The sequence below is a fragment of the Noviherbaspirillum pedocola genome, assembly GCF_016632335.1.
Lineage (GTDB): Bacteria > Pseudomonadota > Gammaproteobacteria > Burkholderiales > Burkholderiaceae_D > Noviherbaspirillum_A > Noviherbaspirillum_A pedocola.
The window spans coordinates 17,395-42,166 of the sequence record NZ_JAEPBG010000018.1 but is presented as its reverse complement, the minus strand read 5'-3'; the positions used below and the strand labels follow the sequence as shown (position 1 = coordinate 42,166).

The window sequence follows — 24,772 nt, the reverse complement described above, 5'->3', positions numbered from 1 at the left end:
GCCGGGCCGACAAGGGCGCGTCCCGGGGAATGTCGCATAAAGCCGCCCCGTGCCTATCCGGGGATGGCGCGCAGCGGCTGTCTAAATGGAATCGGCGCGAAGGCGAGAGGGCGGACTGCAATGTCATGCCCGCGCGGCGCATTCGCATGCATTCGGCATGGCAGCGAACGGACTTGGCGTATGACAGTTGCCGGGGCCGGACATCGCGCAAGATGAACGCCCCGGATTCTAGAGTTGCCGGGTTTTGTCGGTCAACCGATTCAGTGGCATCAAGCAGCCGACGGCCACGGCGTCAGGATTTCCGCGCCATCGGCGGTGACGGCGATCATATGCTCCCACTGCGCCGACAGCGAGCCGTCCGCCGTGATCACGGTCCAGCCGTCGTCGAGCTGGCGCACGCCTGGCTTGCCGGCATTGATCATCGGCTCCACGGTGAAGGTCATGCCCTTCTGCAGCACCAGACCGGTATTGGGCCGGCCGTAATGCAGCACCTGCGGTTCTTCGTGATAGACCCGGCCGATGCCATGGCCGCAGTATTCGCGTACCACCGAATAGCCGGCGGCTTCGGCCAGCTTCTGGATCGCATGACCGACGTCGCCGAGCCGCGCGCCGGGCCGCACTGCCGCGATCCCGGCCATCATCGCCTCGAAGGTGGTATCGACCAGGCGCTTGGCCTCGGGCCGGGGCGCGCCGACGAAATACATGCGGCTGGTATCGCCATGCCAGCCATCCTTGATCACGGTGACATCGATGTTGACGATGTCGCCATCCTTCAGCACTTCGCGCTCGCTCGGGATGCCGTGGCAGACCACGCCGTTGACCGAGGTGCACAGCGTCTTCGGAAAGCCGTGGTAGCCGACATTGGCCGGCGTGGCCTTCTGCACCTTGCGGATGTATTCATTGCAGCGCTGATCTAGCTCTTCGGTGGACACGCCGGGGACTACATGCTCGCGGATCATTTCCAGCACTTCGGCGGCGAGCGCGCCAGCCACGCGCATCTGCGCGATCTGCTTGTCGTTCTTGAGTTTGATGCTCATGTCTGATTGTCAGTTGAGGTCAGGCCGCGACTATAGCAGCAAGCGTCAGTGTCCCAACTTCTGAGGGAATAAGTGTACGGGCTAGAACAATAGTGACTGGAAGATCGGAATCAAGATTGCAATCCGCTTAATGCTATGGGTCTTGGGGTGTAATCCTTTTCGACATTCGAAAGATCAATAACTTTTCTAGGGATGAAAAATTTCTTTGCTGAATTGATTCCATTCAGAAAGTTAGGGCGCTGGGGCGTAAGTGAAGTATTTCCCCGAATGCGAGGAAAGAACGTGCATATTAGGGAAAGGGGATGCGAACTGCATAAATATATTTTGCTTTTTTGGCACCTTGTTCTTTGTAAAAAATTTCGACAAATTTTTGGTGGGAAATAAAGGCTCCACAAGACGCAAATCAATTGGTTTAATTCATGCTGGATATATTGAATTAAAATTCTTTAAGGAAATTAATTTCGGGATGTTTGTTCCTTGTGGAAATAAAATCTTCTCGAATAGTGCCTGCGTGCAATAAACTCATGTATGTTAAGTTCCCGTTAGAAATAAATATCTGAAAAATTCCGTAGCAGGGATCACTCAACGATCTATTAAAACTTTTTCGAAATTTTTTACAGCAACAAGGAAATTTGCAAATTCGAAAGAAAAAAGTTTCTTTTTCGTAGTGGTTGTCAATATGGCATGAAGCTTGCTGTTGCGTATGTGCAGTACTTTCCTATAACGACAGGGAGTTGGAAATGCACGTTAAGAAACTCGTTTCAGCAATTGGTCTTGTCACTGCCATCGCGACTGGAAATGCCGTCGCCGACACAATTACCTATACCGGTTCCAGTGCAAGCCTCGGCGCAAGCGCCACTTTCGACGTAAGCGGCAATACACTGCAGATTACTCTGACGAATACTTCAACTGCAGACGTAACGAATACTGCACAATTATTGACTGCCGTATTTTTCAATATCAATAACAGTCCGTCGCTCAGCCTGACCGGCGCATCGGCGAACTTGGGCGCTAGCAGCGCTATTTACTTGAATGGCTCGCCGCAGACATATGCCGGCTTGCCGAATGTCGGCGGCGAGTGGGCATATGGTTCGGGCTTGGATCAATACAGCGCAAGCTATGGCATTTCCAGCTCCGGCTTGGGGTTGTTCGGCAACCCGAATTTGAACGGCAATAATCTCGCTGACCCCGCTGCCGTGGATGGACCGAATTTCGGTATTACCTCGGCGGGGGACGATCTGACTACTGGCAACCAGGGACTGAATTCGGTGCCAATCATCCAGAACTCGGTCGTCTTCAATTTTGCTCTCGCACCGAATTCAGGATTGACAGCAGCGGATTTTAAGAATGTCACCTTCCAGTACGGCACAGACTTGAGTGATCCGCACATTACTGGCGACGGCGGCGGTGGCGGGACAGGGACCAACGTTCCGGAGCCGGGAATGCTCGCACTGCTTGGCATTGGTCTAGGTGCACTTTCCTTGAGAAAGCGTATCTCGGCATAAAGTCAAACGTCGGCGCGACGCAAGCCGTCGCGCCGCTTGTGGAATCAAACCTTCGGCACTCCCATCCCCCGCTGCACCGCCGGCCTTTCCCCCACATCCTTCAGCCACCGTCTTACCGCTTCCTTATCCTTCCAAGCTTCCGCCAACGCATCCTTCAAAAAACTCGCCGCCGCCATCGTCCACGGATACGCCGCGATATCCGCAATCGTGTATTCCTCCCCAGCCAGATACCGATGCTGCGCCAGCTGCTTCTCCATCACCGCCAGCAGCCGCGCTCCCTCCTCGGTGAAACGCTCGATCGCCGCCGGCGTCTTGTCCTGCGCGCGGACCGCGAAATACCCAAGCTGCCCCAGCATCGGCCCCAAACTGCCGATCTGCCAGTGCAGCCATTCCAGCGCCTTGTAGCGCTCCGGCCCAGAAGGCGCCAGGAAGCGGCCGCTCTTTTCCGCCAGGTAAGTCAGGATCGCGCCGCTCTCGAAAATCGACAGCGGACCGCCCTCGGCCTCGTCGTCGACCAGCGCCGGAATCTTGTTGTTCGGAGAAATCTGCAGAAACTCGGGCGCATGCTGCTCGTTCTGTCCGAGATTGACCGTGCGCACCTCGTAAGGCCAGCCCAGTTCTTCCAGCATGATGGGCACCTTGCGCCCGTTCGGGGTAGTCCAGGTATAGACCGTGATCATGTCGCGCTCGCAGAAATGAGGGAGAGTAAAACCGTGATTGCCGATGCGACTGCGAAACAGGTTTTTCGTTCATCAAATTACAGTTTCGCTAATCGCCCGGCTATGATGGCGGCAAACATGCGCCTTCCTTCACATTTGTAGAACAGACAGGCTTTCCGACATGGCTCGACACCAGGCAGCACGCTCCGGCGACGATCCCGCGCATCTGAGCCGCGACACCTTATGGATTTCCCGGTTCATGATGGCGGCCTTCAGCTCGCTGGCCATCTGCATCCTGCTGGTGCTGCTGTATTTCGCGGGCGTGACCGACGCCCGCGCGGTGATTCTCTCGATCTCCGCCATCGTCGGCAGCGTGCTGGTGTTCTGGCTGATCTTCTGGTTTGGTCTGAATCGCGGCAGCCGCGATCCCAGCCTGACGCTGCCGATGGCAACTTCCGCGGTGGTATCCCTGCTGTTTGCGATGACGCTGTCGGATGTCACGCGCGATGTGCTGGTGAGCTATTTCGGCCTGGTGCTGCTGTTCTGCGTGTTTCGCTTCCGCACCCCGATGCTGCTGTTGTTGTGCGGCCTGATCCTGGTCGGCTATGGCGCCGTGATCGCGCTGTCCTGGCCTGTCGGCGGCTGGAAGGCGCACAGCGACGACATCGCGCGCTGGATGGCAATGGCAACGGCACTACCGATGTTTGCGGTCATCGGCGGCAACATCATGGCCGGCAGGCGCGCCGCGATGCGCCGGCTCGCCGCCAGCGAAGAGCGCTTTCGCCGCCTGACCGCGCTGTCTTCGGACTGGTACTGGGAACAGGATGCGGCGCTGCGCTTCACCACGGTCTCGGCCGGTTTGGAAACCCATGCCGGCATCGCCCCGGCGCGCCTGATCGGCAAGACCGTCGAAGAGCTGCGCGCCGATCCGGCGCCCGAGGAACTGGCGGCGTATCAGAACGCGGTGCATGCGCGCCAGTCCTATGCCGGCATCGAATGGCGCATGCGTGACGATGCCGGCGCGCTGCGCTGGATTTCGATGGATGGCGAACCGACCTTCGACGCGGCGGGCGAACTGCTCGGCTACTACGGCACCGGCCGCGACATCACCCAGCGCCGCCAGGCCGAGGCGCTGGTGCATTTCCGCGCGCATCACGACGCGCTGACCGGCTTGCCGAACCGCGCGCTGCTCAACGACAGGCTGGCCGCGGCCATCGACCAGGCGCGGGCGGTGTCGCGCGAGCTGTGGGTGGTTTTCCTCGATCTCGACCGCTTCAAGCTCATCAACGACAGCCTCGGCCACAAGGTCGGCGATATGCTGCTGCAGATCATCGCGCAGCGCATGCAGGGCGTGCTGCGCGGCTCGGACACCATTGCCCGCATGGGCGGCGACGAGTTCGTGCTGCTGTTGCCCGATTCACCGGCCGGCAGCCTGTCCACTGCGCTGATCGCTCGCATCATGGACGCGGTGTGTGCGCCGGTTTCGGCCGCCGGCAATGAACTCCTGATCAGCTGCAGCATGGGCATCGCCGTCTATCCGGCCGACGGCGATGCCGGCGACATGCTGGTCGAGCATGCTGACGTGGCGATGTACCGCGCCAAGCAGGCCGGCCGCAACAACTTCCGTTTCTATAAAGCCGAGATGAACGAGCTGGCGATGTACCGGCTGCGCATGGAAAGCGATTTGCGCAATGCCATCGAGAGCCAGGAATTCGTGCTGTATTACCAGCCGCAGATGGACTTGAAGAGCGGCCGCATTTCCGGCGTGGAAGCGCTGTTGCGCTGGCAGCATCCGCGGCCCGGCCTGGTGCACCCGGCCGAGTTCATCGGCGTGGCCGAAGAGATCGGCCTGATCGTGCCCATCGGCGCCTGGGTGCTGGAACAGGCCTGCACGCAGGCGGCGGCCTGGCAGCGCGCCGGCTGCCCACCGCTGCAGATGGCCATCAACCTGTCGGCCCGGCAGTTCGCGCAGAAGGATCTGGTGTCCTCGATCGATGCCGCGCTGCGGCGCTCGGGGCTGGCCGCGTCGCAGCTGGAAATCGAAATCACCGAAAGCCTGATGATGACCGATGTCGAACAGGCCGCCGCGACCCTGAACGAGCTCAAGCGGCTCGGCGTGCGGCTATCCGTGGACGACTTCGGCACCGGCTATTCCAGCCTGTACTACCTGAAGCGCTTCCCGATCGACAAGCTGAAGATAGACCGCTCTTTCGTGCGCGACATCGGCAGCGACCCGGACAGCGAAGCCATCGTCGGCGCCATCATTTCGCTGGCGCACAGCCTCGGCCTGTCGGTGGTGGCCGAGGGCGTGGAGCGGCATGAGCAGCTGGCCTACCTGGCGCGCTGCGGCTGCGATTCGATGCAGGGTTATCTGTTTTCGGCGCCTCTGGAATCCGAGGCGATGGAGCGCATGCTGCGCGGCTTGCCGCCATCAAAGGCAGCGGGGGAAAGAGGAAAGATGGCAGGGGCGGGGCAGATGCCGGGGCCGGTCGCATCCGGCAAGGCCGGCGCATTCAATCCGCCGCCGGCCTGGGAGCGCAAATAGGTTCTAGTGTCCGTGCTGGCGCTCGTATTCGTCGGCCTCAGCCTTGGTCCTGTGCACGATGCCGTCCGGATGTTCTGGCGGGGTGTACAGCGTATAGAGCCGCATCGGCTCGCTGGTGGAAGTGTTGATCACGTTGTGCTCGGTGCCGGCCGGTATCACGACCGCCACGCCGTCTTCCAGCGCATGCTTCTCGCCGTCGAGTATGGCCACGCCCTGGCCGGCTTCCACGCGGACGAACTGGTCATGTTCCTCATGCTTCTCCTGGCCGATTTCCTCGCCGGGCTGCAATGTCATGATGACGAGCTGGCTCTTGGTCGTGGTGTAGAGCACTTCGCGGAAGTTGTCGCCCGCGAGCGTCTTTTCTTCGATGTTGATGCTGTATCCGGACATGGGTTCTCCTGATGGTGGGCTTGTCTTCAAATGCGGCCCACGCATTGTATGCGAGCCCGTGAAGCACTGCAGCGCATGGGTCGCAGCGCATGGCTTTGCCACACGACTATCGCCGCGCATCATGCGTAAGGGATATATCCGCCATCAGTCCCGAAAATCATGCGCGAAGCATATATTTGCTATGCGGAATCAAAATTGGCCCGCACGCATGACGCTCCCTATACTCCTCGCAACACAACGCATTCATCCAAGGAGTTCGCCATGTCCCTGCTTTCCTTCGCTCTTCCGCTCGCTTCCGCTGTCGCCTGCGTCGTGCTGCGCGTCTACCTTGCGGTCAACAGCGCCGATGACGGCGCCATGCTCGAAGGCGTGCGCGGCTGATGCCGCGATGAGCGATGGGTTTCCAACGAGACCATTGCTCACACCGCCATACACCGGGCCGGCCACTGCGCCGGCCCTCGTCGTTGACTTCTCCGTCTTTTCCTTCCTTAAGCGGAATCAAGCCGCGCCGCCTTTCTCCGAACCAAGCCGGGCCAACAGGCATCTACACGCGAGTGCATGCCACATCCACCCGTCCTGCCGCACGTTCCATGCAGCGGCAGGCCTGTCGCTCTGGAGGAAACCCTCATGTTTGGAAGCAGCAAGCTGGAAGGACGCCGCATCGCGGTGCTGGTCGCCGATGGCTTTGAAAAGATCGAACTGACGATGCCGATGTCGGCGCTGCGCGCAGCGGGCGCCGAGGTCGACATCATCTCGCTGCGTAATGGCAGTATCCGCGCGATGAACATGCACGAGCCGGCCGGCAAGATCGCGGTGGATTATGCGATCGATGAAGTCGATCCGGATGACTACGACGGCCTGCTGATCCCGGGCGGCTTCATTAATCCCGACCTGCTGCGCCAGTCCGCCGATGCGCGTGAATTCGTGCGTGCCTTCGATCGGCGCAGGAAGCCCATCGCCACGCTGTGCCACGGCCCCTGGCTGCTGGCCTCGGCCGGACTGACCCGCGGCCGCACCATGACTTCCTGGCCGGGCATTCGCGACGACATGGTGCACGCCGGCGCCACCTGGCTCGACCAGAAGCTGGTACGCGACGGCAACTGGATTACCAGCCGCGGCCCGCAGGACATGAAGGCATTCATCCGCGGCATGCGCGAACTTTTCGCCGAGACTGCGCCCATCGTCTCCGTGCCATCATTCGCGCTATCGTCTTCACCGCAGCGCGCCTCACCGCCAAAGCTGGCCGCAGGCGCGGTCAACCTGCTGCCGCTGCCTTCGCTGCGCACGATCGCGCTGTTGGCCATCGTCGGCGCCGGCGTGGCCGGCATGGCCAAGCGCGCGCCGCAGCAGTCGTAAGGGTAGGGTGGGTGCAACCCACGCGTTTCACGTTGATCAACCTGAGACCGCGTGGGCGGAGCAGGCCCTACGGGCATTGCGCCTTTCGTCCCCTGATCGTCGCCTACGGAACTTCACCCCGGCTTTAGCAGCCCATCGCACAAGGAGATCCCGCTCGTGGGCGCTCCGTGCCCCGGCCATCAATCAAGGAGCCCGCGATGGAAAGCTTTGCCGGCGTGGATGCCACGCTGCTCTCGCGTCTGCAGTTCGCCTTCACGATCGCGTTCCACATCGTCTTTCCCGCATTCTCCATCGGCTTGTCGGCCTTCATCGCCACGCTGGAAATCCGCTGGCTTGCCAGCGGCGAGCAGCACTTCCATACGCTGGCGCGCTTCTGGACCAAGATTTTCGCGGTTTCCTTCGCCATGGGCGTGGTCTCGGGCATCGTCATGGAATACCAGCTCGGCACCAACTGGAGCCGCTTCGCCACCACCATCGGCAACGTGCTCGGCCCGCTGTTTTCCTATGAAGTGCTGACGGCGTTTTTTCTGGAGGCGAGCTTTCTCGGCATCATGCTGTTCGGCTGGAACCGCTTCCCACCATGGCTGCATACGCTGGCATCGGTGTTCGTCGCGCTCGGCACCGCGCTGTCGGGCTTCTGGATCCTGGCCGCCAACAGCTGGATGCAGACGCCAGCCGGCTTCACCGTGCAGAACGGCATCGCTTACCCGGTGTCCTGGTTTCACATCATCTTCAATCCGAGCTTTCCCTACCGCTTCCTGCACATGATGATCGCGACCTATCTCACCACCTCGATGGTGGTGGCCGCGACGGGCGCGCGCTACATGCTTGCGGGGCGCTTTCACAAGGAGGCGCGCACCATGCTGCACATGGGCCTAGGCATGCTCGCGGTGTTCGCGCCTATCCAGGCCATCGTCGGCGATGCGCATGGCCTGAACACGCTGCATCACCAGCCGACCAAGGTCGCGGCAATTGAAGCGCACTGGGAAGACAAGGGGCCGGCCGACCTGGTGCTGTTCGCGCTGCCGGATCAGAAGGGCGAGCGCAACCGCGCCGAGATCGCGATACCGCATCTGGGCAGCCTGATCCTGACCCACAGCTGGAACGGCCGCTTCAAGGGCCTGAAGGAGTTCCCGGCGCAGGACCGGCCGCCGGTAGCCCCGGTGTTCTTCGGCTTTCGCGCGATGGTGGGCCTGGGCCTGTTGATGATTGCCATCGGCTTCATCGGCGTCTTCCTGTGGTGGCGCAAGCGGCTCGACGGCGCGCGCTGGTTTTTGAAGCCGATGACCTATGGCTGGCCGGTCGGCTTCATCGCGCTGCTGTCGGGCTGGATCGTCACCGAGACCGGCCGCCAGCCATGGATTGCCTATGGCGTGCTGCGCACCGCGCAGGCGGTTTCGCCGGTGACCTGGGGCCAGGTCGCGGTGTCGCTGGTGCTGTTCGTGCTCGTGTACTTCGTCGTGTTCTCGATCGGCATCTGGTACATCAGCCGCATGATCGTCAAGGGGCCGGTGCATGCGCCCAGCGATCCCGAGGCGCTGCCGAACCGGCCGCTGTCGGCGGCGCAGCAGACCGCGAAGGAGGCCTCATGAACGACGCCCATGTGCTTGCCAATGTCGGCGATACGCTGCCGGTGCTGCTGGTGATGGTGCTCGGCTTTGCGGTCGCGATGTACGTGGTGCTGGACGGCTTCGATCTCGGCATCGGCATCCTGTTTCCGTTCTTTGACCATGAGGCGGATCGCGACCAGATCATGAATTCGGTCGCGCCGTTCTGGGACGGCAATGAAACCTGGCTGGTGCTGGGCGGCGTGACGCTGTGGGCCGCGTTTCCGAAAGCCTTCGCGGTGATCCTGCCGGCGGCCTACATGCCGATCATCATCCTGCTGCTGGCGCTGATCTTTCGCGGCGTAGCCTTCGAATTCCGCTGGGTCGCCAAGCCGCGCCAGCGCAAATGGGATGTGTCCTTCGCGCTCGGCTCCATCGCGGCGGCCTTCGCGCAAGGCCTGGTGCTGGGAACGATCCTGCAGCAGATCCGCGTCTACGATTTCCAGTACACCGGCGGCGCGTTCGACTGGGCAACACCGTTTTCGCTGATGTGCGGCTGCGCGGTCGTGATCGGTTATGCGCTCCTGGGCGCGACCTGGCTGATCATGAAGACCGTCGATGGCGTGGAACAGCGCGCCCGCGCGCTGGCCGCGCCGCTGCTGCTGGTGCTGCTGGCCTTCATCGTCGTGGTCAGCATCTGGACGCCATATGCGTTGCCGCGCATACGCGAGCGCTGGTTTTCCACGCCGAATGTGTTCTTCATGGCCGAGATACCGGTGATCACTGCGCTGTTGGCCTGGCTATGCCATTACGGCATCCGCAAGGGTCACAGCCTCCTGCCGTTCTTCTGCTCGATCGGCATTTTTCTATTGGCCTATATCGGCCTGGCCGCATCGAACCTGCCGTATCTCGTGCCGCCGTCGATCACGATCTGGGAAGCTGCCTCGCCGCCGTCCTCGCAGATGTTCTTCCTGATCGGCGCGGCCATCCTGCTGCCGCTGATCGTGGCTTATACGATCGTGGTGTTCTGGCTGTTCCGCGGCAAGATCCGGCCCGGGGAGGGGTATCACTGACAAAAGTAGAAAGCGGGGTTTTGTAGGGTGGGTGCAACCCACGCGGTCACTGGCTGATCAACGTGAAACGCGTGGGTTGCACCCACCCTACGCATCAACGCGCGCCTGTCCATACGGGCAGAGATCCAGCAGCACGCAACGCTCGCACGCCGGGCCGCGGTAAGTGCATACCACTTTCCCATGCCGCATGATCACCTGGTGATTGTCATACACCGCCTGCGCATCCCATTCCGGCGGCAGCTGCGCTTCCAGCACCCGGTGCGACGGTCCGACCGCCATGCCCTTGGGAATCAATGCGAGCCGCTCGGCGACGCGGTGATGATGGCTGTCCACCGGCAATGCGCGCCCGCGCATCGTGCTGAAGGAAATCACCGCCGCGCTGGTCTTGGGGCCGACGCCGGGCAGGCTTTCCAACCAGTCGCGCGCGGCTTCCACCGGCAGCTCGCGCAGGAAGTCCAGGTCCAGCGCGCCATGGCCATGCTCGGTCAGCGCCTTGAGCACTGCCTGTAGGCGTGGCGCTTTCTGCTCGGGCCAGGTCGCGGCCGAGATCGCTTCCTGCACCGCTGCGGTCGGCGCATCGCGCACTTCCTCCCATGTCGCGAAGCGTTCCCGCAGCGTGCGATAGGCCAGCGCCGAATCGCGGTTCAGCGTGCGATGCGACAGCAGCGATGACACCAGCTCGGACAGCGGATCGAGCTCATGAAAATAAAGCTTCGGACAACCGTATTCGCGGCATAGCCGCGTGTGCACTTCCAGCGCCTTGGCCTGCAGCGCGTCGTCGGGCACCGTTGCGGCGGAAGGGCGCCTGGTCGGCATGGCGATATGCGCAGGCGCGAAGCCTTACGAGCGATCGCTGCGGTCGCACATATGCATGCCGACCAGGTTGCGGAAATCGGTCGCGCCCTTGTCGGCGGACACCGGGCCGTAAGCAGTGATCTCGTGGCGCGCGCCCTTGGACAGCGAGCTGACGATCACATACTGGGTATCAGGCACCACCTTGGGCAGCGCGCTGAGATCGCCCTTCTGTTTCGCCAGCCAGGACTTGTACTGCTGCGCACTGACCAGATCGACCTTGGCGATCTGGGTCTGGTGATCGTTGCCACAATGGCTGGCATCCTCCTTCCATTGCGCCTTGACCTGCTTTTCCACTTCATCGGGCGTGAGTTGCTTGGTATTGCCAGGCGCGGTCGCTGCGAAAGCGGAGAAGGCCAGGCTGGCCGCGGCCAGCGCGGTCATGAACTGCTTGTTGATGCGGTAATGCATAGAGGCTCCATCGATTGCGTTGCGCGCCTGGCGCGCTGGGGCTTTCGATTATGGAGGCGTTGGCGCGAGTCGCCTTTGTCTGCGCTCACCATGTCGTCGATTTGCTCGTGTTGATGGCGCTCAAGTGTGTTGAGCCATCCTTTGCGCCGTACCGCAGTGCGGCTCGGCATAGGCCAGTGAACCGCGGATGCGCATGGTCAGGCGCATCCCGGGATGCATGATGTCCGCGACAGACGCTTGAGTGCAAGGCGGGGCGTTGCCCGCCCGGTATTCAGAACACTTCCCACTCTTCGGTGTTGGCGCGGGCGTTGCTGTCGCCCTGTAGCCTGCGCGTGGCCGGCTTTGGTGGTTTCGGCGACTGCACCATCGCCGGCACCGCTGCTCTCGGCGGCGCGAGGGACGCCGGTGCGGCGGAATGATGCGGCGCCGAGTCGAGCCGGAACGAGGCCACCGCGTCGCACAGCTGTTGCGCCAGGTCCTTCAACTGCGCGGAGGCGGCCGCCGATTGCTCGACCAGGGCAGCGTTCTGCTGCGTGACGCCATCGATATGCGCGATTGCGACATTGATCTGTTCGATGCCACCGCTCTGCTCGCTGCTGGCCACGGTGATCTGCCCGATCAATGCCGACACGTTGTTGACGCTGTCCACCAGGCGCCGCATGGTCTCGCCGGTGCGCTGCACCTGTTCCGACCCCGAGGCAACCTTGCCAACCGAATCCTGAATCAGCAGCTTGATTTCGCGCGCTGCCGAAGCCGAGCGCTGCGCAAGACTGCGCACTTCCGAAGCCACCACCGCGAAGCCGCGGCCCTGGTCGCCGGCTCTGGCCGCTTCCACCGCGGCATTCAGCGCCAGGATATTGGTCTGAAAGGCAATGCCATCGATGACGCCGATGATGTCCACGATCCGTTTGGACGACTCACTGATGGCATCCATGGTGTGCATCGCATCGTTCATCGCCTGTTCACCCTGCACCGCGATGTCCGATGCCGACTCGGCCAGCGCGCTCGCATCGCGCGCATGATCGGCATTCGTTTTCACCGTCGACGTCAGCTCTTCCACCGAGGCCGCGGTTTCCTCGAGCGAGCTAGCCTGCTGCTCGGTGCGCGCGGACAAATCCATGTTGCCGGTGGCGATCTGCGCGCAAGCCGCAGCGATCGCTTCCGCATCCCGCCGCACTCCATTGACGATCCCGGCGAGGTTGTCGCGCATGGTGCGCATCGCAAACATCAGGCTGGAGCGGTCGCCAGGTTTGACGTGTACCTCGACAGACAGGTCGCCCGCTGCGATCTGACTGGCCACCTGCGCCGCGTATGCCGGCTCGCCGCCGAGCTGGCGCAGCAGGCCGCGGCTCAACAGCCATCCGGACAGCAGGGCGGCGGCCACGCCAAGCGCGATCAGCAGCAGTTCCATCGTGCTGGCGTTGTGGTACGCCTGGTGCGCCGCCTCGACATCTGTCGCGGTGAGCGTCTTCTGCATCGCGACGTTTTCCTCGATGGCGTCTATCCATGCCTGGTTGGCGGCAATGTCACGCTTCAGCAGGATCTCGGTGGCTTCGCGCGCCCGGCCTGCGCGCGCCAGTTCAACCAGTTCGCTGTTCAGCGGACGCACGGTCTCGGCGAGGTCCCGGGCCTTTCGGCGCAGCGCGAGACCGGCTTCCGTACCCGGCATGGCGTCCAGGCTGGCGGCGGCTTCATCGTATCGCTTGCGCGCGGCAACGATTTTTTCGCGCTCCTTTTCAGCTTGCGGCACGTCGCCAAGCAGAATCAGCGTACGCATCACCCGCTGCACCACATGGACCGACTCGGCCATGTCGTTTAGCAGGGTCATCTTGCGCATGTTGACCTCGGCGATGTGGTCAAGCCGCGCTTCGATCTGATGCATGCGGATCAGTCCGAGCGCGCCGACGGCGATGAGCAGAGAAATGGTAATGGCTGAACTGACGGCCAGCCGGATGGCAACGGTAGCGGTTCTGATGTTCACGGGCGCTTCCTCTTGGGATATCGATGGAGTTGTTGCGGCGTTCGGAGCGGATAAGAAAACAGCCGTAAATGTGTATTGCTCGTGACTTATCGGGCTTAGTGGAAGGAAACTTTAGGTACGTTTCGATGAATTTCTTTCGCCATGGCAATTCTTCCTGGCAAGCGCGGTCTGCACGTTGCGACAAAGGCGCTGGCGGGAAGCGCCGCTGACGCCATGGCCTGCCCCATGAATAAAAAACGCCGCAGCGGATGCATCCGCTGCGGCGTTTTTTTACGCGGAGAGAAAACTCCGCGGCAGGCGATTACGCTTGCTTCTTACGGCGCGACAGGCCCAGACCGAGCATGCCCAGACCGATCAGCGCAACGCTGGTCGGCTCAGGTACGCCGAAGACGACGTCCATCGAACCGTTGATTTCCTGCGTGCCGGACGGCGTGAAGTTGTTCAGCTGGCCGGACTGGAAGGACACGTTGTAGAACGGGTTCGGCGAGGTGAAGAACTGGCTGCCAGCCGAGGTCAGGTTGAAAGTGGTGGACGAACCGAAGCTGCCGCAGTTGATGCCGCTGCCGGTACCGTTGCTGCCGCAGGTGGACAGCGTCGGGTCCAGCGTGCCTTGGCCAGAGGTCGGCATGCCGGTGGCGATCAGGTAATCGTCGCCGCCGGTGTTGGCCGTCCAGGGCGTAGAACCGTTGCCCGGCTTGTTGAATGTGGTGTCGGTGTTCGGATCGATGTACACCGACAGGCTGCCGCCCGGCGTGAAGTTGAAGGTGGTCTTGCCGCCGGCGGAGCTGACGGTGCCGCTGCCGGTGTACAGTGCATACAGGCCGTACTGCTGCGCAATCGTCGAGCCGGTCTGGCCGAGCTGCGACGGCACCGTGGTCGTGCCGTTATTGGCGACGAACTGACCTGCGTTCCAGAGCAGCGACACGTTGAAGGTGTTGTTGGCGCCGAAGGTGATGATTTCGTCGTAGTTGCCAGTGATCTTGTCGGCGATGAAGGAACCGCTCGAGCCCGGCACGGAAGCTTGATTGACGGTGAAATCCGGGAAGACTGCGCCGGTGGTTTGCGCCATCGCGCCGAAGCTTGCCAGTCCGAGTGCGCCGGCGATTGCTGCTGCTACCAGAGTTTTGTTGATTGCTTTTTTCATGATGCCTTCCAGAGATCGTGTTTATAAGTAGTCCCGTGTTATCCGGGTGCCTTCCCTGGCCTTCGCTGATGTCGTTGTAATATTTTTTCGACAAGATTCTCTGAGCAAAAAGCTTGCCAGTATGTCAATTAGCTGACAAATCAAACACTTACGAATTTTCAACGGAAAATGTGTTAATCGAATGTCATTTCGGTCGACACTGGTTCAGATCAAACATGTTGCGTTTGGTCAAGGAGAGATTACTTACGGTTACAGGAAGGGGCGCCACCAGCTGGCAGCAACGGTGAAAGCAGTATTGTTTCTTTTTGTGGAATAAAACATTGCTGCGGACGATGTTTATTGCCAGCGTGGTGATAGGTAGACTGTGCTTCATCGATGAACACACAGGAACGCAGTGCGATTCAGCGAGGCAGGACCCGCCGGCCAAGTCAGACCGCCGAGCCCGAAAACACACTGATACCCAACTTGGAGAACACCATGAACATCAAAACCATTCTCGCCGCCGCCGCCATGCTTGCCGCTTCGACCGGCGCTTTTGCCCAGCAAACCGAGTTCGTCGCTCCGGACGCCGGCTTTCATTCGAACCTGACCCGCGCCGAAGTGCGCCAGGATCTGGTGCAGGCACAGCGCGAAGGCGTGACGGCGATGCGCCAGCACGACGGCCAGGACGCGGTCTATGCGAAGAGCGAGAAAGCGCGCGGTGACGTGAAGATCGAGCAGGCCAAGGCTGTGAAACAGCAGCGCAGCCAGTCCCCGGTCAACAGCCTGTACTTCGGCTGAGCATCACAACACGGCTAGCCGCATCATTCACGCAGCGCATAACGGCTATCGGGAATGACAATTTCGTTTCCGGCTTCCGCGTCTTTATAGTTGCACCTGTCTCCTCCACCCTCCAAAGGATGGATTAACCCGCTCCCAGTGAGCGGGTTTTTTTTCGTCCACGCGCTGGAGACGCAAGGGGAAACACGGATTTCGCTTCAAGCGCGACGGCCTGAAGTAATGGATCCACGCACAGGTCGCAGTACCCGCCTTATGCGCCTGATGCATATGTAAAGCAGTAAACATCGGTTCCGGAATATTAAGCAAGAATTTACTCTGCAGCCCTCATAACAAGATTCGCGAGGACGTTCCATGCTGCGCTACAAATTTCTTCCGTTTGCCTTCGCCCTTTCCCTAATCGCGCCGTCCTTGCAGGCGGCCGAAGTGAAGTTGCTCAATGTTTCCTACGATCCGACGCGCGAGCTGTACCAGAGCGTCAACGCCGCCTTCGCCAAACAATGGAAGGCGCAGACCGGGGACGATGTGAAAATCAGCCAGTCGCATGGCGGCTCGGGCAAGCAGGCGCGCTCGGTCATCGACGGCCTGGAAGCCGACGTGGTGACGCTGGCGCTGGGCTACGACATCGACGCGATCGCGCAGCGCAAGCTGATCGCCGCCGACTGGCAAAAGCGCCTGCCGCACAATGCTTCGCCGTACACCTCAACCATCGTGTTCCTGGTAAGGAAGGGCAATCCCAAGGGCATCCACGATTGGAACGACCTCATCAAGCCGGGCGTGTCGGTGATTACGCCGAATCCCAAGACTTCCGGCGGCGCACGCTGGAACCACTTGGCCGCATGGGGCTATGCGTTGAAGCAGCCGGGCGGCAATGAAGCCAGCGCGAAGGACTTCCTCGGCAAGCTGTACCGCAATGTGCCAGTGCTCGATTCCGGCGCGCGCGGCGCAACCACGACCTTCGTTGAGCGCGGTATCGGCGATGTGCTGATCGCCTGGGAAAACGAAGCGATTCTGGCGATCAAGGAACTCGGTCCGGACAAGGTCGAGTTGGTGGCGCCGGCGCAGAGCATTCTGGCCGAGCCGCCGGTCGCGGTAGTCGACAAGAATGTCGACAAGCATGGCACGCGCAAGGCAGCCGAAGCCTATCTGCAATTCCTGTACACCGATGCTGGCCAGGAAATCATCGCGCAGAACCACTATCGTCCGGCCAGCGACAAGATCGCGGCGAAGTATGCGGCGCAGTTCCCGAAGGTGAAGCTGTTCACGCTGGCCGATGTCGCCGGCGACTGGGCGCAGGCGCAGAAGGCGCATTTTGCCGACGGCGGCATCTTCGATCAGATCTATCAGCCGGGCCGCAAGTAAGTCAGCCGGCTTCCGGGCTGCGAAGTCCGGTTCCTCCCCTCGTTCATCAGCGCCGGCCCGCAGGCAAGCGGCCGTCGCGCGGAGATTCCATGTCCACATCTTTACTGTCTTCGCGTGTCGCACATGCCGAAGCATCCATCGCCATCCGTCCATTCGACGCGCCGCTCGGCGCGGAAGTGTTGCACCTCGATCTGTCGCAGCCGCTCGCCGACGCGGATTTCCGCCGCATCCACCGCGCGCATCTCGACCATCATGTGCTGGTCTTCCGCGATCTGCGCATCACGCCCGAGCAGCAGATCGCGTTCAGCCGCCGCTTCGGTCCGCTGCAGATGCATGTGCTGCGCCAGTTCCAGCTGCCGTCGCATCCCGAGATCCTGGTGGTGTCCAACGTGAAGGTGGATGGCCAGCCGATCGGTCTGGGCGACGCCGGCCAGCTGTGGCATTCGGACCTGTCGTACAAGGAGCATCCGAGCCTCGGTTCGATGCTGCACGCGCAGACGCTGCCGGAAGAGGGCGGCGACACGCTGTTCGCCAACATGCACCTGGCCTGGGACCTGCTGCCTGCCGCGTTGAAAGCCGCGGTGCAAGGTCGCCAGGCTGAACACAACTACCTGGCGCGCTATGCCGATCTGCAGCGGCGCAGTCCCTGGCGGCCGAACCTGAGCGCGCAGCAGATCGCCGAGGTCAAGCCGGTAGTGCACCCGGTGGTGCGCACCCATCCCGAAACCGGGCGCCGCGCCTTGTTTGTCTCGGAGCATTTCACGACGCGCATCGTCGGCCTGCCCGAAGACGAGAGCCGGCAATTGCTGGACGAACTGTTCGCCCACAGCGTCAAGCCCGAGCACATCTACCGCCATCGCTGGCAGCCGCACGACATGGTGTTCTGGGACAACCGCTCGCTGATGCATCTGGCCACCGGCTGCCCTGAACATCTGCCGCGCACGCTGTACCGCACCACCATCGAAGGCGACGCGCCGTTCTGATGTGCCCACCCCACAAGCTGAAAGGAAGTCTCATGCCATTGCCGCCAACTCCAGGCACTTCATCAGGGTTACGATCCTCCCGTCTCTTCCGCGCCGCCGGCATGCTGGGCGCGATGGCGGCCTGCTTCGCCCTGGCAGCACCCGCGCATGCCGAAGGCCGTATCCGCATCGCTGAGCAATTCGGCATCGTCTACCTGCTGCTCAATGTCACACAGGACCGGCAACTGATCGAAAAGCAGGGCAAGAAGGAAGGGCTGGACATCAAGGTGGACTGGGCCAGGCTTTCCGGCGGCGCGGCGGTCAATGATGCGCTCCTGTCCGGCAACATCGATGTCGCCGGCGCCGGCGTTGGCCCGCTGCTCACCATCTGGGACCGCACCCGCGGCCGCCAGAATGTGAAGGGCGTGGCATCGCTCGGCAATTTTCCGTACTACCTGGTGAGCAACAATCCGAAGGTAAAGACGCTGGCCGACTTCGGCGAGAAGGACCGCATCGCGCTGCCGGCGGTGGGCGTGTCGGTGCAGGCGCGCATCCTGCAGATGGCGGCGGCGCAGCAGTTCGGCGACAGCGAATGGGCGCGGCTGGACAAGATCACCCAGGCGGTGCCCCATCCGGACGCGACCGCTGCGGTGATTGCCGGCGGCACCGAGATCAATGCCCACTTCGGCAATCCGCCGTTCCAGCAGCAGGAGCTGGCGGGCAGCCGCAATGCGCATATCGTGCTCGATTCCTACAAGGTGCAGGGCGGACCGAGCTCGGCCACGGTGCTGTATGCCACCGAAAAATTCCGCAACGAGAATCCGAAGACCTATCGCGCCTTCACCGCCGCGCTGGCCGAAGCGGCCGACTTCATCCGCGCCAACCCGGAAGGCGCGGCGGACATCTACTTGAAGCGCAACAGCATCGACCGCGCGCTGCTGCTGTCCATCGTCAAGGACCCGCAAGTGCAGTTCAAGGTTGCGCCGGAAAACACGCTGGGCCTGGCGCAGTTCATGCACAAGGTCGGCGCGATCAGGAACCGGCCGGCGAGCTGGAAGGATTACTTCTTCGACGACCCGGCAACCGCAGGAGGCAGCTGATGCATGCGCGCAATCCACAAGCCACACAGACCCTGAAGATGGTCGTGCCACCGCGCCAGAGCGGCCTGCCGCAACCGCTGCTGGAAGTGAGGAACGTGTCACTGGACTTTGGCGATGCCACGCGCAGCGTGCGCGCCACGCATCAGGTCAGCTTCGATGTGCATCGCGGTGACCGCTTCGTGCTGCTCGGGCCGTCCGGCTGCGGCAAGTCTTCGCTGCTCAAGGCAGTGGCCGGCTTCATCGCGCCGAGCGAAGGCGAGATTCTGCTCGGCGGCGCGCCGGTCACGCAACCGGGACCGGATCGGGTGGTGGTGTTCCAGGAATTCGACCAGTTGCCGCCTTGGAAGACGGTGCGGCAGAACGTGATGTTTCCGTTGGTCGCCAGCGGCAGGCTGTCGCGGCGCGAAGCGGGCGAGCGCGCGCTGCACTGGCTGGAAAAGGTGGGGCTGGCGCGCTTTGCCGACGCCTATCCGCATACGCTGTCCGGCGGCATGAAGCAGCGTGTGGCGATTGCGCGCGCGCTGGCGATGCAGCCCGAGGTGCTGCTGATGGACGAGCCTTTCGCCGCGCTCGATGCGCTGACGCGGCGGCGCATGCAGGAGGAATTGCAGGCGCTGTGGGAAGAGCTGCGCTTCACGCTCTTGTTCGTGACGCATTCGATCGAGGAGGCGCTGGTGGTGGGCAATCGCATCCTGCTGCTGTCGCCGCATCCGGGCCGGGTGCGCGCCGAGATCAACAGTCATCAATTCGACCTGCGCAGTGCCGGCAGCGCGGAATTCCAGCGCAGCGCGCAGCGCATCCATCATCTGCTGTTCGAGAGCCAGCCGGACGAAACGCCGCGACCCGAACCCGCTTTGCAAAGGAGCGCCGCATCATGAGCGCCATACTCGAGCCGCCGGTTCGCGGTGAATATGAACGTCCGTTGGTGCCATACACCGGCGCCGTCGCATCGACACCGCAGCGGCGCCCGTTTGCGATCGTCAGGCAATCCCCATGGCTGCGCCGTGCAATGCTGCTGGCCGCGCTGGCGCTGCTGTGGGAGAGCGCGGCGCGCTGGCAGGGCAATGACCTGTTGCTGCCGACCTTCCTGCAGACAGCGCAGGCATTGGTTGCGGGCATGATGAGCGGCGAGCTGCCGCGCTCCGTCGGCAATTCGCTGATCGTGCTGCTGCAGGGTTATGCGCTGGGCATCGTGCTGGCCTTCCTGCTGACCTCGCTGGCGGTATCGACGCGCATCGGTTGCGAATTGCTGGAGACGCTCACCGCCATGTTCAATCCGCTGCCCGCGATCGCGCTGCTGCCGCTGGCGCTGCTGTGGTTCGGCCTGGGACGCGGCAGCCTGATCTTCGTCATCGTGCATTCGGTGCTATGGCCGCTGGCGCTCAATACCTATGCGGGCTTTCGCGCCGTGCCAGAAACGCTGCGCATGGCCGGCCGCAACTATGGTCTTTCCGGTGTGCGCCTGGTGCTGCAGGTGCTGATCCCGGCAGCACTGCCCGCCATCATTTCAGGCATCAAGGTCGGCTGGGCCTTCGCCTGGCGCACATTGATCGCCGCCGAACTGGTGTTCGGCGCGGCATCGGGCAAGGGCGGACTGGGCTGGTACATCTTCCAGAACCGCAATGAGCTGTACACCGACAAGGTGTTTGCCGGACTGGCGCTGGTGATTCTGACCGGGCTGCTGGTGGAGAACGGCGTGTTCCGAACGCTGGAGCGGGTGACGGTGCAGCGCTGGGGGATGCAGCGGCAGCGTTGAGAGCGCTGCGCGGCCGCGGCACGGCGCCCTCAGGCTGATTCCGCGAATTTGGCGAGGTCGGCCGTGACCGTGTCGAGCACGCTGTCCCAGTCGCCCATGCTCGGCTGCCGATACAGGGTCGCGCTGGGATACCACGGGCTGTCGCTGTGGTCGAGGAACCAGCGCCAGCAGGTGTCGTAACGATTCAAAATCCACACCGGCTTGCCCATCGCGCCGGCCAGATGCGCGGTCGAGGTGTCCACGCTGATCACGAGGTCAAGGTTGGCGATCAGTGCCGCTGTATCGCTGAAGTCGCGCAGCGCTTCGGTGAACACGGCCAGATTGTCCGTCGGCCACAGTTCCGCTCCGTGCTCACGCAATTCCGATTCGGCGGGCTCGCCTTTCTGCAGGCTGAAAAACGCGATGTCGGCGCGATTCAGCGTGGCGATTTGGCGCAGCGAGATATTGCGCCTGGCATTGATGCTCCACAGGTCCGGCCGGTTCTCCCGGAATCCACCGTTCCACACCAGGCCGACCCGCGGCCGGTTCCTGTCGCCCAGCCTGGCCTTCCAGTACTGCGCCTTGGCTTTGTCGGCGGCAAGATAGGGAACCGTGTCGCCGAGGGATGTCAGGTCGGTGTGAAAAACCCCGGGGAGGCTCATCAATGGACATTCATAGTCGGCATCCGGAAGCTCCTCGCCCCTGGCAATGACCTGGACGCCGTTCAGACTGCGCAGCAGGCTCACCAGCGGCGGCTGCACTTCCAGGATCACCTCGGCGCCCAGGCCGGCGACCAGCGGCGCATAGCGACAGAACTGAATCGTGTCGCCCAGGCCCTGTTCCGCACGCAGCAAGATGCTCTTGCCGCGCAGGGCCTGCTGCCCGGTCCAGCGCGACTTCCCTGAAGCTTTCCACCCAGCAGCGAATTCCGGCGTCTTCCAGCGCCATTCATAGGCTTGCCACCCCTGCGCGAAATCGCCGCGCACCAGCAATACTTGCGCGCGATTGAAATGCGCCTTCGCCAAGTTGGGCTTGAGCTTCAGCGCCCTTTCCTGCGCGGCCAGCGCTTCGTCATAACGCGCCAGTTGAACCAGGGTGGCGCCATAGCCGCTCAATACTTCGGGATGATGCGGATCGAGCTGCAACGCGCGTTCGAAACAGGGCAAGGCTTCTTCATGCCTGCCGAGCATGGCGAGCGCAACGCCGCGATTGCCGAGAACGGGCGCGTTGTCCGGATTGGCGGTCAAGGCCTTGTCATAACTGATCAGCTCTTCTTCATGTCGACCCAGGCAACCGAGCGCGATGCCGCGGTTGTAGTAGGCGCTCCAGGAAAGCGGATCGAGTGCGATCGCCATGTCGAAGCTTTCCACTGCTTCCGTGAAACGCTGCAGCGCCGACAGCGACAGCCCGGCATCGTGTCGGGCATGGAACAGGTTCGGATACAGGCGCAGCGCTTCGTTGAAGGCGTCGAGCGCTTTCGCATGCTGACCAAGATGCTGCAATGCCACGGCGCGGTAATACCAGCCCTCTGCAGAGGATGGGTCGTGTTCCAGCGCGCGGGCGAGGTGCTTTGCGGCGCTTTGGTAGTCGCCCGCCGAGCCGGCGATATACCCCAGTAATCTCAGTGCTTCGGCATGATCAGGTTGCTGCTTCAGGAGCTTCTGAAGCAGCGTCTTGGCTTTCTCGCGTTTTCCTTGCTGGAACAGGGCTTGGGCTTGAAGAAGTTCGTTCATGCGGCGGATGAGGAACCGGGACGGATCGAAAAGGCGAGCAAGATACACGCGCTCCGCACAGCGCCAGGGACTTGTACAGCCCGTCAGCGCGAACGGTTTTCTTTTTCCCGGATGCTGCTGCCGGAGATGAAAGACGGCATCGCATCCAGCAATCGCCCGTCCCGTTAACGCGCTATAGCCGCTACCCCTGCCCGTGCCGCATGTATTTTCATGTAGCTATCAATCAGGCGTTGGTGCCTGTCGAGCCCTTCCAGTTCCATGCTGGTTGGCGTCAGGCCATAAAAGCGCACGCTGCCGTCCACCGAGCCCAGCACCGCGTCCATGCGCGCATTGCCGAACATGCGGCGGAAGTTGACGACGTAATCATCGAGTTCCAGCTCGTCATCGAGCAGCACCTCCAGCACGACGTTCAGGGCTTGATAGAACAAGCCGCGTTCGACGGTGTTGTCGTTGTACTGCAGGAAGGCGCCCACCAGCTCGTGCGCCGCTTCGAACTGCTGCAGGGCGAGATGAATGAGGAGCTTCAGCTCGAGCACCGTCAGCTGTCCCCATTCCGTGTTCTCGTCGAACTCGATGCCGATCAACGTGGCGACGTCGGAGTATTCATCGAGCTCGCTGTTGTTCAGGCGATCGAGCAGCGCTTCCAGGCTGGCATTGTCCAGTCGATGCAGGTTCAGGATATCCGCGCGGAACAGCAAGGCCTTGTTGGTGTTGTCCCAGATCAGGTCTTCCACGGGATAGATTTCCGAATAGCCGGGCACCAGGATGCGGCAGGCAATGGCGCCCAGATGGTCATACACCGCCATGTAGACCTCCTTGCCCATGGCTTCAAGAATGCCGAGCAGGGTCGCGGCTTCCTCGGCATTCGAATTTTCGCCCTGGCCTGAGAAATCCCACTCGACGAAATCGAAGTTCGACTTGGCGCTGAAAAAACGCCAGGACACGATGCCGCTGGAATCGATGAAGTGTTCAACGAAGTTGTTCGGTTCGGTAACGGCGTTGCTGGCGAAGGTGGGCGCAGGCAGATCGTTCAGGCCTTCGAAGCTGCGGCCCTGCAGCAGTTCCGTCAGGCTGCGTTCCAGCGCGACCTCGAAGCTCGGGTGCGCGCCGAACGAAGCGAAGACGCCGCCGGTGCGCGGGTTCATCAGGGTCACGCACATGACCGGGTAGGTCCCGCCCAGCGACGCATCCTTCACCAGCACTGGGAAGCCCTGCGCTTCCAGGCCCTGGATGCCCGCCAGGATGCGCGGGTATTTCGCCAGCACTTCCTGCGGCACATCAGGCAGCGCCATTTCGCCTTCCAGGATTTCGCGCTTCACTGCCCGCTCGAAAATTTCAGATAGGCATTGCACCTGCGCTTCGGCCAGGGTATTGCCGGCGCTCATGCCATTGCTGACGTAAAGGTTCTCGACCAGGTTGGATGGGAAGTACACCACTTCGCCATCAGACTGACGCACATACGGCAGTGAGCAGATGCCGCGCTCCACATTGCCCGAGTTGGTGTCGACCAGGTGCGAGCCACGCAGCTCGCCATCAGCGTCGTAAATCGACAGGCAGTAGTCATCGAGGATTTCCGCCGGCAACGCATCATCAGGGCCGGGTTTGAACCAGCGCTCATCCGGGTAATGCACGAACGGCGCATTGGCAATGTCTTCGCCCCAGAACGAGCCAGCGTAGAAATGGTTGCAGCTCAGGCGCTCGATATACTCGCCCAGCGCCGACGCCAGCGCGCTTTCCTTGGTTGCGCCCTTGCCATTGGTAAAGCACATCGGCGAGTGCGCATCGCGGATATGCAGCGACCAGACGTTGGGAATGATGTTGCGCCATGAAGCGATTTCGATCTTGATGCCCAGGTTCGCCAGCACGCCCGACATGTTGGCGATGGTTTGCTCCAGCGGCAGATCCTTGCCCACGATACGGGTGCTGGCATCCGGAGCCGGCTTCAGCGTCAGCAGGGACTGGGCATCGGCATCGAGGTTCTCCACCTCTTCGATCACGAACTCGGGTCCGGCCTGCACCACCTTCTTGACCGTGCAACGTTCGATGGAGCGCAGGATGCCCTGACGGTCATAGGCGGAGATATCCTCCGGCAGCTCGACCTGTATCTTGAAAATCTGCTGATAACGGTTTTCCGGATCAACGATATTGTTCTGCGACAGGCGGATGTTCTCGGTCGGGATATTGCGCGTAACGCAGTACAGCTTCACAAAGTAGGCCGCACACAGGGCCGAGGAGGCCAGGAAGTAATCGAAGGGGCCTGGCGCCGAGCCATCGCCCTTGTAGCGGATGGGCTGGTCGGCCACTACCGTGAAATCGTCGAACTTGGCTTCGAGACGAAGCTTGTCGAGAAAATTGACCTTGATTTCCATGGGAGCTCCAAAATGATGTGGCCGTTATTGTCTGTCGCCGCGCTGACACCCAGTGATGCATCGGGGCGCACACGATAGCCAGCGCAATGCGCAAGAGCGGCCAGGGGAAGGACGACATCCACTCCCGTCAGGGTGGTTGAGTGGACGATTTGGGCGATTCAGGCGATTCAATTGCCAGTGGGTCGCGCGAGCAGCCCAGGTAAGTAGCGGAGCAAGGATATTGTCGATGCCGCC

At 61.9% G+C, this 24,772-nt stretch carries 20 protein-coding genes; 11 read left to right on the top strand and 9 right to left on the bottom strand.

Translation table 11 applies throughout. The features are described from left to right. Positions 1-269 precede the first annotated feature (269 nt). Positions 270-1,037, bottom strand: coding sequence for a type I methionyl aminopeptidase (gene map, locus JJB74_RS26640; protein ID WP_200597236.1), 768 nt, complete (start codon positions 1,035-1,037; stop codon positions 270-272). Between the two features lie 740 nt (positions 1,038-1,777). On the opposite strand from map, the gene JJB74_RS26635 reads away from it, so the two are divergent. After that, positions 1,778-2,542: a PEP-CTERM sorting domain-containing protein gene (locus JJB74_RS26635; protein ID WP_200597235.1), complete on the top strand. Its 765-nt coding sequence runs from the start codon at positions 1,778-1,780 to the stop codon at positions 2,540-2,542. 44 nt (positions 2,543-2,586) lie between these two features. On the opposite strand, the gene JJB74_RS26630 is transcribed toward JJB74_RS26635, so the two are convergent. Continuing rightward, positions 2,587-3,222, bottom strand: coding sequence for a glutathione S-transferase family protein (locus JJB74_RS26630; RefSeq protein WP_200597233.1), 636 nt, complete (start codon positions 3,220-3,222; stop codon positions 2,587-2,589). Positions 3,223-3,382: 160 nt separating this feature from the next. On the opposite strand from JJB74_RS26630, the gene JJB74_RS26625 reads away from it, so the two are divergent. After that, positions 3,383-5,746, top strand: a complete 2,364-nt coding sequence (locus tag JJB74_RS26625) for a putative bifunctional diguanylate cyclase/phosphodiesterase (RefSeq protein WP_200597231.1) — start codon at positions 3,383-3,385, stop codon at positions 5,744-5,746. A gap of 3 nt (positions 5,747-5,749) precedes the next feature. Here JJB74_RS26625 and JJB74_RS26620 read toward each other — a convergent pair whose 3' ends face one another. Next, positions 5,750-6,136, bottom strand: coding sequence for a cupin domain-containing protein (locus JJB74_RS26620; protein ID WP_200597229.1), 387 nt, complete (start codon positions 6,134-6,136; stop codon positions 5,750-5,752). A 627-nt stretch (positions 6,137-6,763) separates the two neighbouring features. On the opposite strand from JJB74_RS26620, the gene JJB74_RS26615 reads away from it, so the two are divergent. The 3 genes from JJB74_RS26615 (at position 6,764) to cydB (ending at position 10,112) form a co-directional block, all read left to right on the top strand. After that, the gene (locus JJB74_RS26615; RefSeq protein ID WP_200597228.1) at positions 6,764-7,492 is read left to right on the top strand and encodes a type 1 glutamine amidotransferase domain-containing protein; all 729 of its coding nucleotides are present in this window, start codon (positions 6,764-6,766) and stop codon (positions 7,490-7,492) included. A gap of 197 nt (positions 7,493-7,689) precedes the next feature. After that, positions 7,690-9,084, top strand: a complete 1,395-nt coding sequence (locus tag JJB74_RS26610) for a cytochrome ubiquinol oxidase subunit I (RefSeq protein WP_200597226.1) — start codon at positions 7,690-7,692, stop codon at positions 9,082-9,084. Then, on the top strand, positions 9,081-10,112 hold the full coding sequence (gene cydB, locus JJB74_RS26605) for a cytochrome d ubiquinol oxidase subunit II (protein WP_200597225.1): 1,032 nt from the start codon (positions 9,081-9,083) through the stop codon (positions 10,110-10,112). The genes JJB74_RS26610 and cydB overlap by 4 nt, the downstream gene beginning before the upstream one ends. A gap of 87 nt (positions 10,113-10,199) precedes the next feature. On the opposite strand, the gene JJB74_RS26600 is transcribed toward cydB, so the two are convergent. The 4 genes from JJB74_RS26600 to pepA form a co-directional block, all read right to left on the bottom strand. After that, the gene (locus JJB74_RS26600; protein WP_200597223.1) at positions 10,200-10,928 is read right to left on the bottom strand and encodes an endonuclease III domain-containing protein; all 729 of its coding nucleotides are present in this window, start codon (positions 10,926-10,928) and stop codon (positions 10,200-10,202) included. 24 nt (positions 10,929-10,952) lie between these two features. Next, complete coding sequence (locus JJB74_RS26595; RefSeq protein ID WP_200597221.1) at positions 10,953-11,375, bottom strand: hypothetical protein; 423 nt, start codon at positions 11,373-11,375, stop codon at positions 10,953-10,955. A gap of 271 nt (positions 11,376-11,646) precedes the next feature. Next, positions 11,647-13,356, bottom strand: a complete 1,710-nt coding sequence (locus tag JJB74_RS34005) for a methyl-accepting chemotaxis protein (protein WP_325170181.1) — start codon at positions 13,354-13,356, stop codon at positions 11,647-11,649. A gap of 301 nt (positions 13,357-13,657) precedes the next feature. Further along, on the bottom strand, positions 13,658-14,500 hold the full coding sequence (gene pepA / locus JJB74_RS26585; RefSeq protein WP_200597220.1) for a flocculation-associated PEP-CTERM protein PepA: 843 nt from the start codon (positions 14,498-14,500) through the stop codon (positions 13,658-13,660). A gap of 477 nt (positions 14,501-14,977) precedes the next feature. Between pepA and JJB74_RS26580 the strand changes: the two genes are divergently transcribed. The 6 genes from JJB74_RS26580 to JJB74_RS26555 all read left to right on the top strand — a co-directional run bounded on the left by JJB74_RS26580 (position 14,978) and on the right by JJB74_RS26555 (position 20,457). Beyond that, positions 14,978-15,280, top strand: a complete 303-nt coding sequence (locus JJB74_RS26580) for a DUF4148 domain-containing protein (protein ID WP_200597218.1) — start codon at positions 14,978-14,980, stop codon at positions 15,278-15,280. Between the two features lie 351 nt (positions 15,281-15,631). Continuing rightward, positions 15,632-16,639: a sulfate ABC transporter substrate-binding protein gene (locus JJB74_RS26575; protein WP_200597216.1), complete on the top strand. Its 1,008-nt coding sequence runs from the start codon at positions 15,632-15,634 to the stop codon at positions 16,637-16,639. 89 nt (positions 16,640-16,728) lie between these two features. Then, complete coding sequence (locus JJB74_RS26570) at positions 16,729-17,622, top strand: TauD/TfdA dioxygenase family protein (RefSeq protein WP_200597215.1); 894 nt, start codon at positions 16,729-16,731, stop codon at positions 17,620-17,622. Positions 17,623-17,723: 101 nt separating this feature from the next. Then, on the top strand, positions 17,724-18,701 hold the full coding sequence (locus JJB74_RS26565; protein ID WP_234484892.1) for an ABC transporter substrate-binding protein: 978 nt from the start codon (positions 17,724-17,726) through the stop codon (positions 18,699-18,701). A 38-nt stretch (positions 18,702-18,739) separates the two neighbouring features. Beyond that, positions 18,740-19,579 (top strand): ABC transporter ATP-binding protein, encoded by an 840-nt coding sequence (locus JJB74_RS26560; RefSeq protein ID WP_234484891.1) that lies wholly within the window; start codon positions 18,740-18,742, stop codon positions 19,577-19,579. Beyond that, on the top strand, positions 19,576-20,457 hold the full coding sequence (locus JJB74_RS26555; RefSeq protein ID WP_200597209.1) for an ABC transporter permease: 882 nt from the start codon (positions 19,576-19,578) through the stop codon (positions 20,455-20,457). The genes JJB74_RS26560 and JJB74_RS26555 overlap by 4 nt, the downstream gene beginning before the upstream one ends. A 29-nt stretch (positions 20,458-20,486) precedes the next feature. Here JJB74_RS26555 and JJB74_RS26550 read toward each other — a convergent pair whose 3' ends face one another. Both JJB74_RS26550 and JJB74_RS26545 read right to left on the bottom strand, forming a co-directional pair. Further along, the gene (locus tag JJB74_RS26550) at positions 20,487-22,169 is read right to left on the bottom strand and encodes a tetratricopeptide repeat protein (RefSeq protein WP_200597207.1); all 1,683 of its coding nucleotides are present in this window, start codon (positions 22,167-22,169) and stop codon (positions 20,487-20,489) included. Positions 22,170-22,333: 164 nt separating this feature from the next. Continuing rightward, positions 22,334-24,538, bottom strand: coding sequence for an OsmC domain/YcaO domain-containing protein (locus tag JJB74_RS26545; RefSeq protein WP_200597205.1), 2,205 nt, complete (start codon positions 24,536-24,538; stop codon positions 22,334-22,336). Positions 24,539-24,772: the final 234 nt, after the last annotated feature.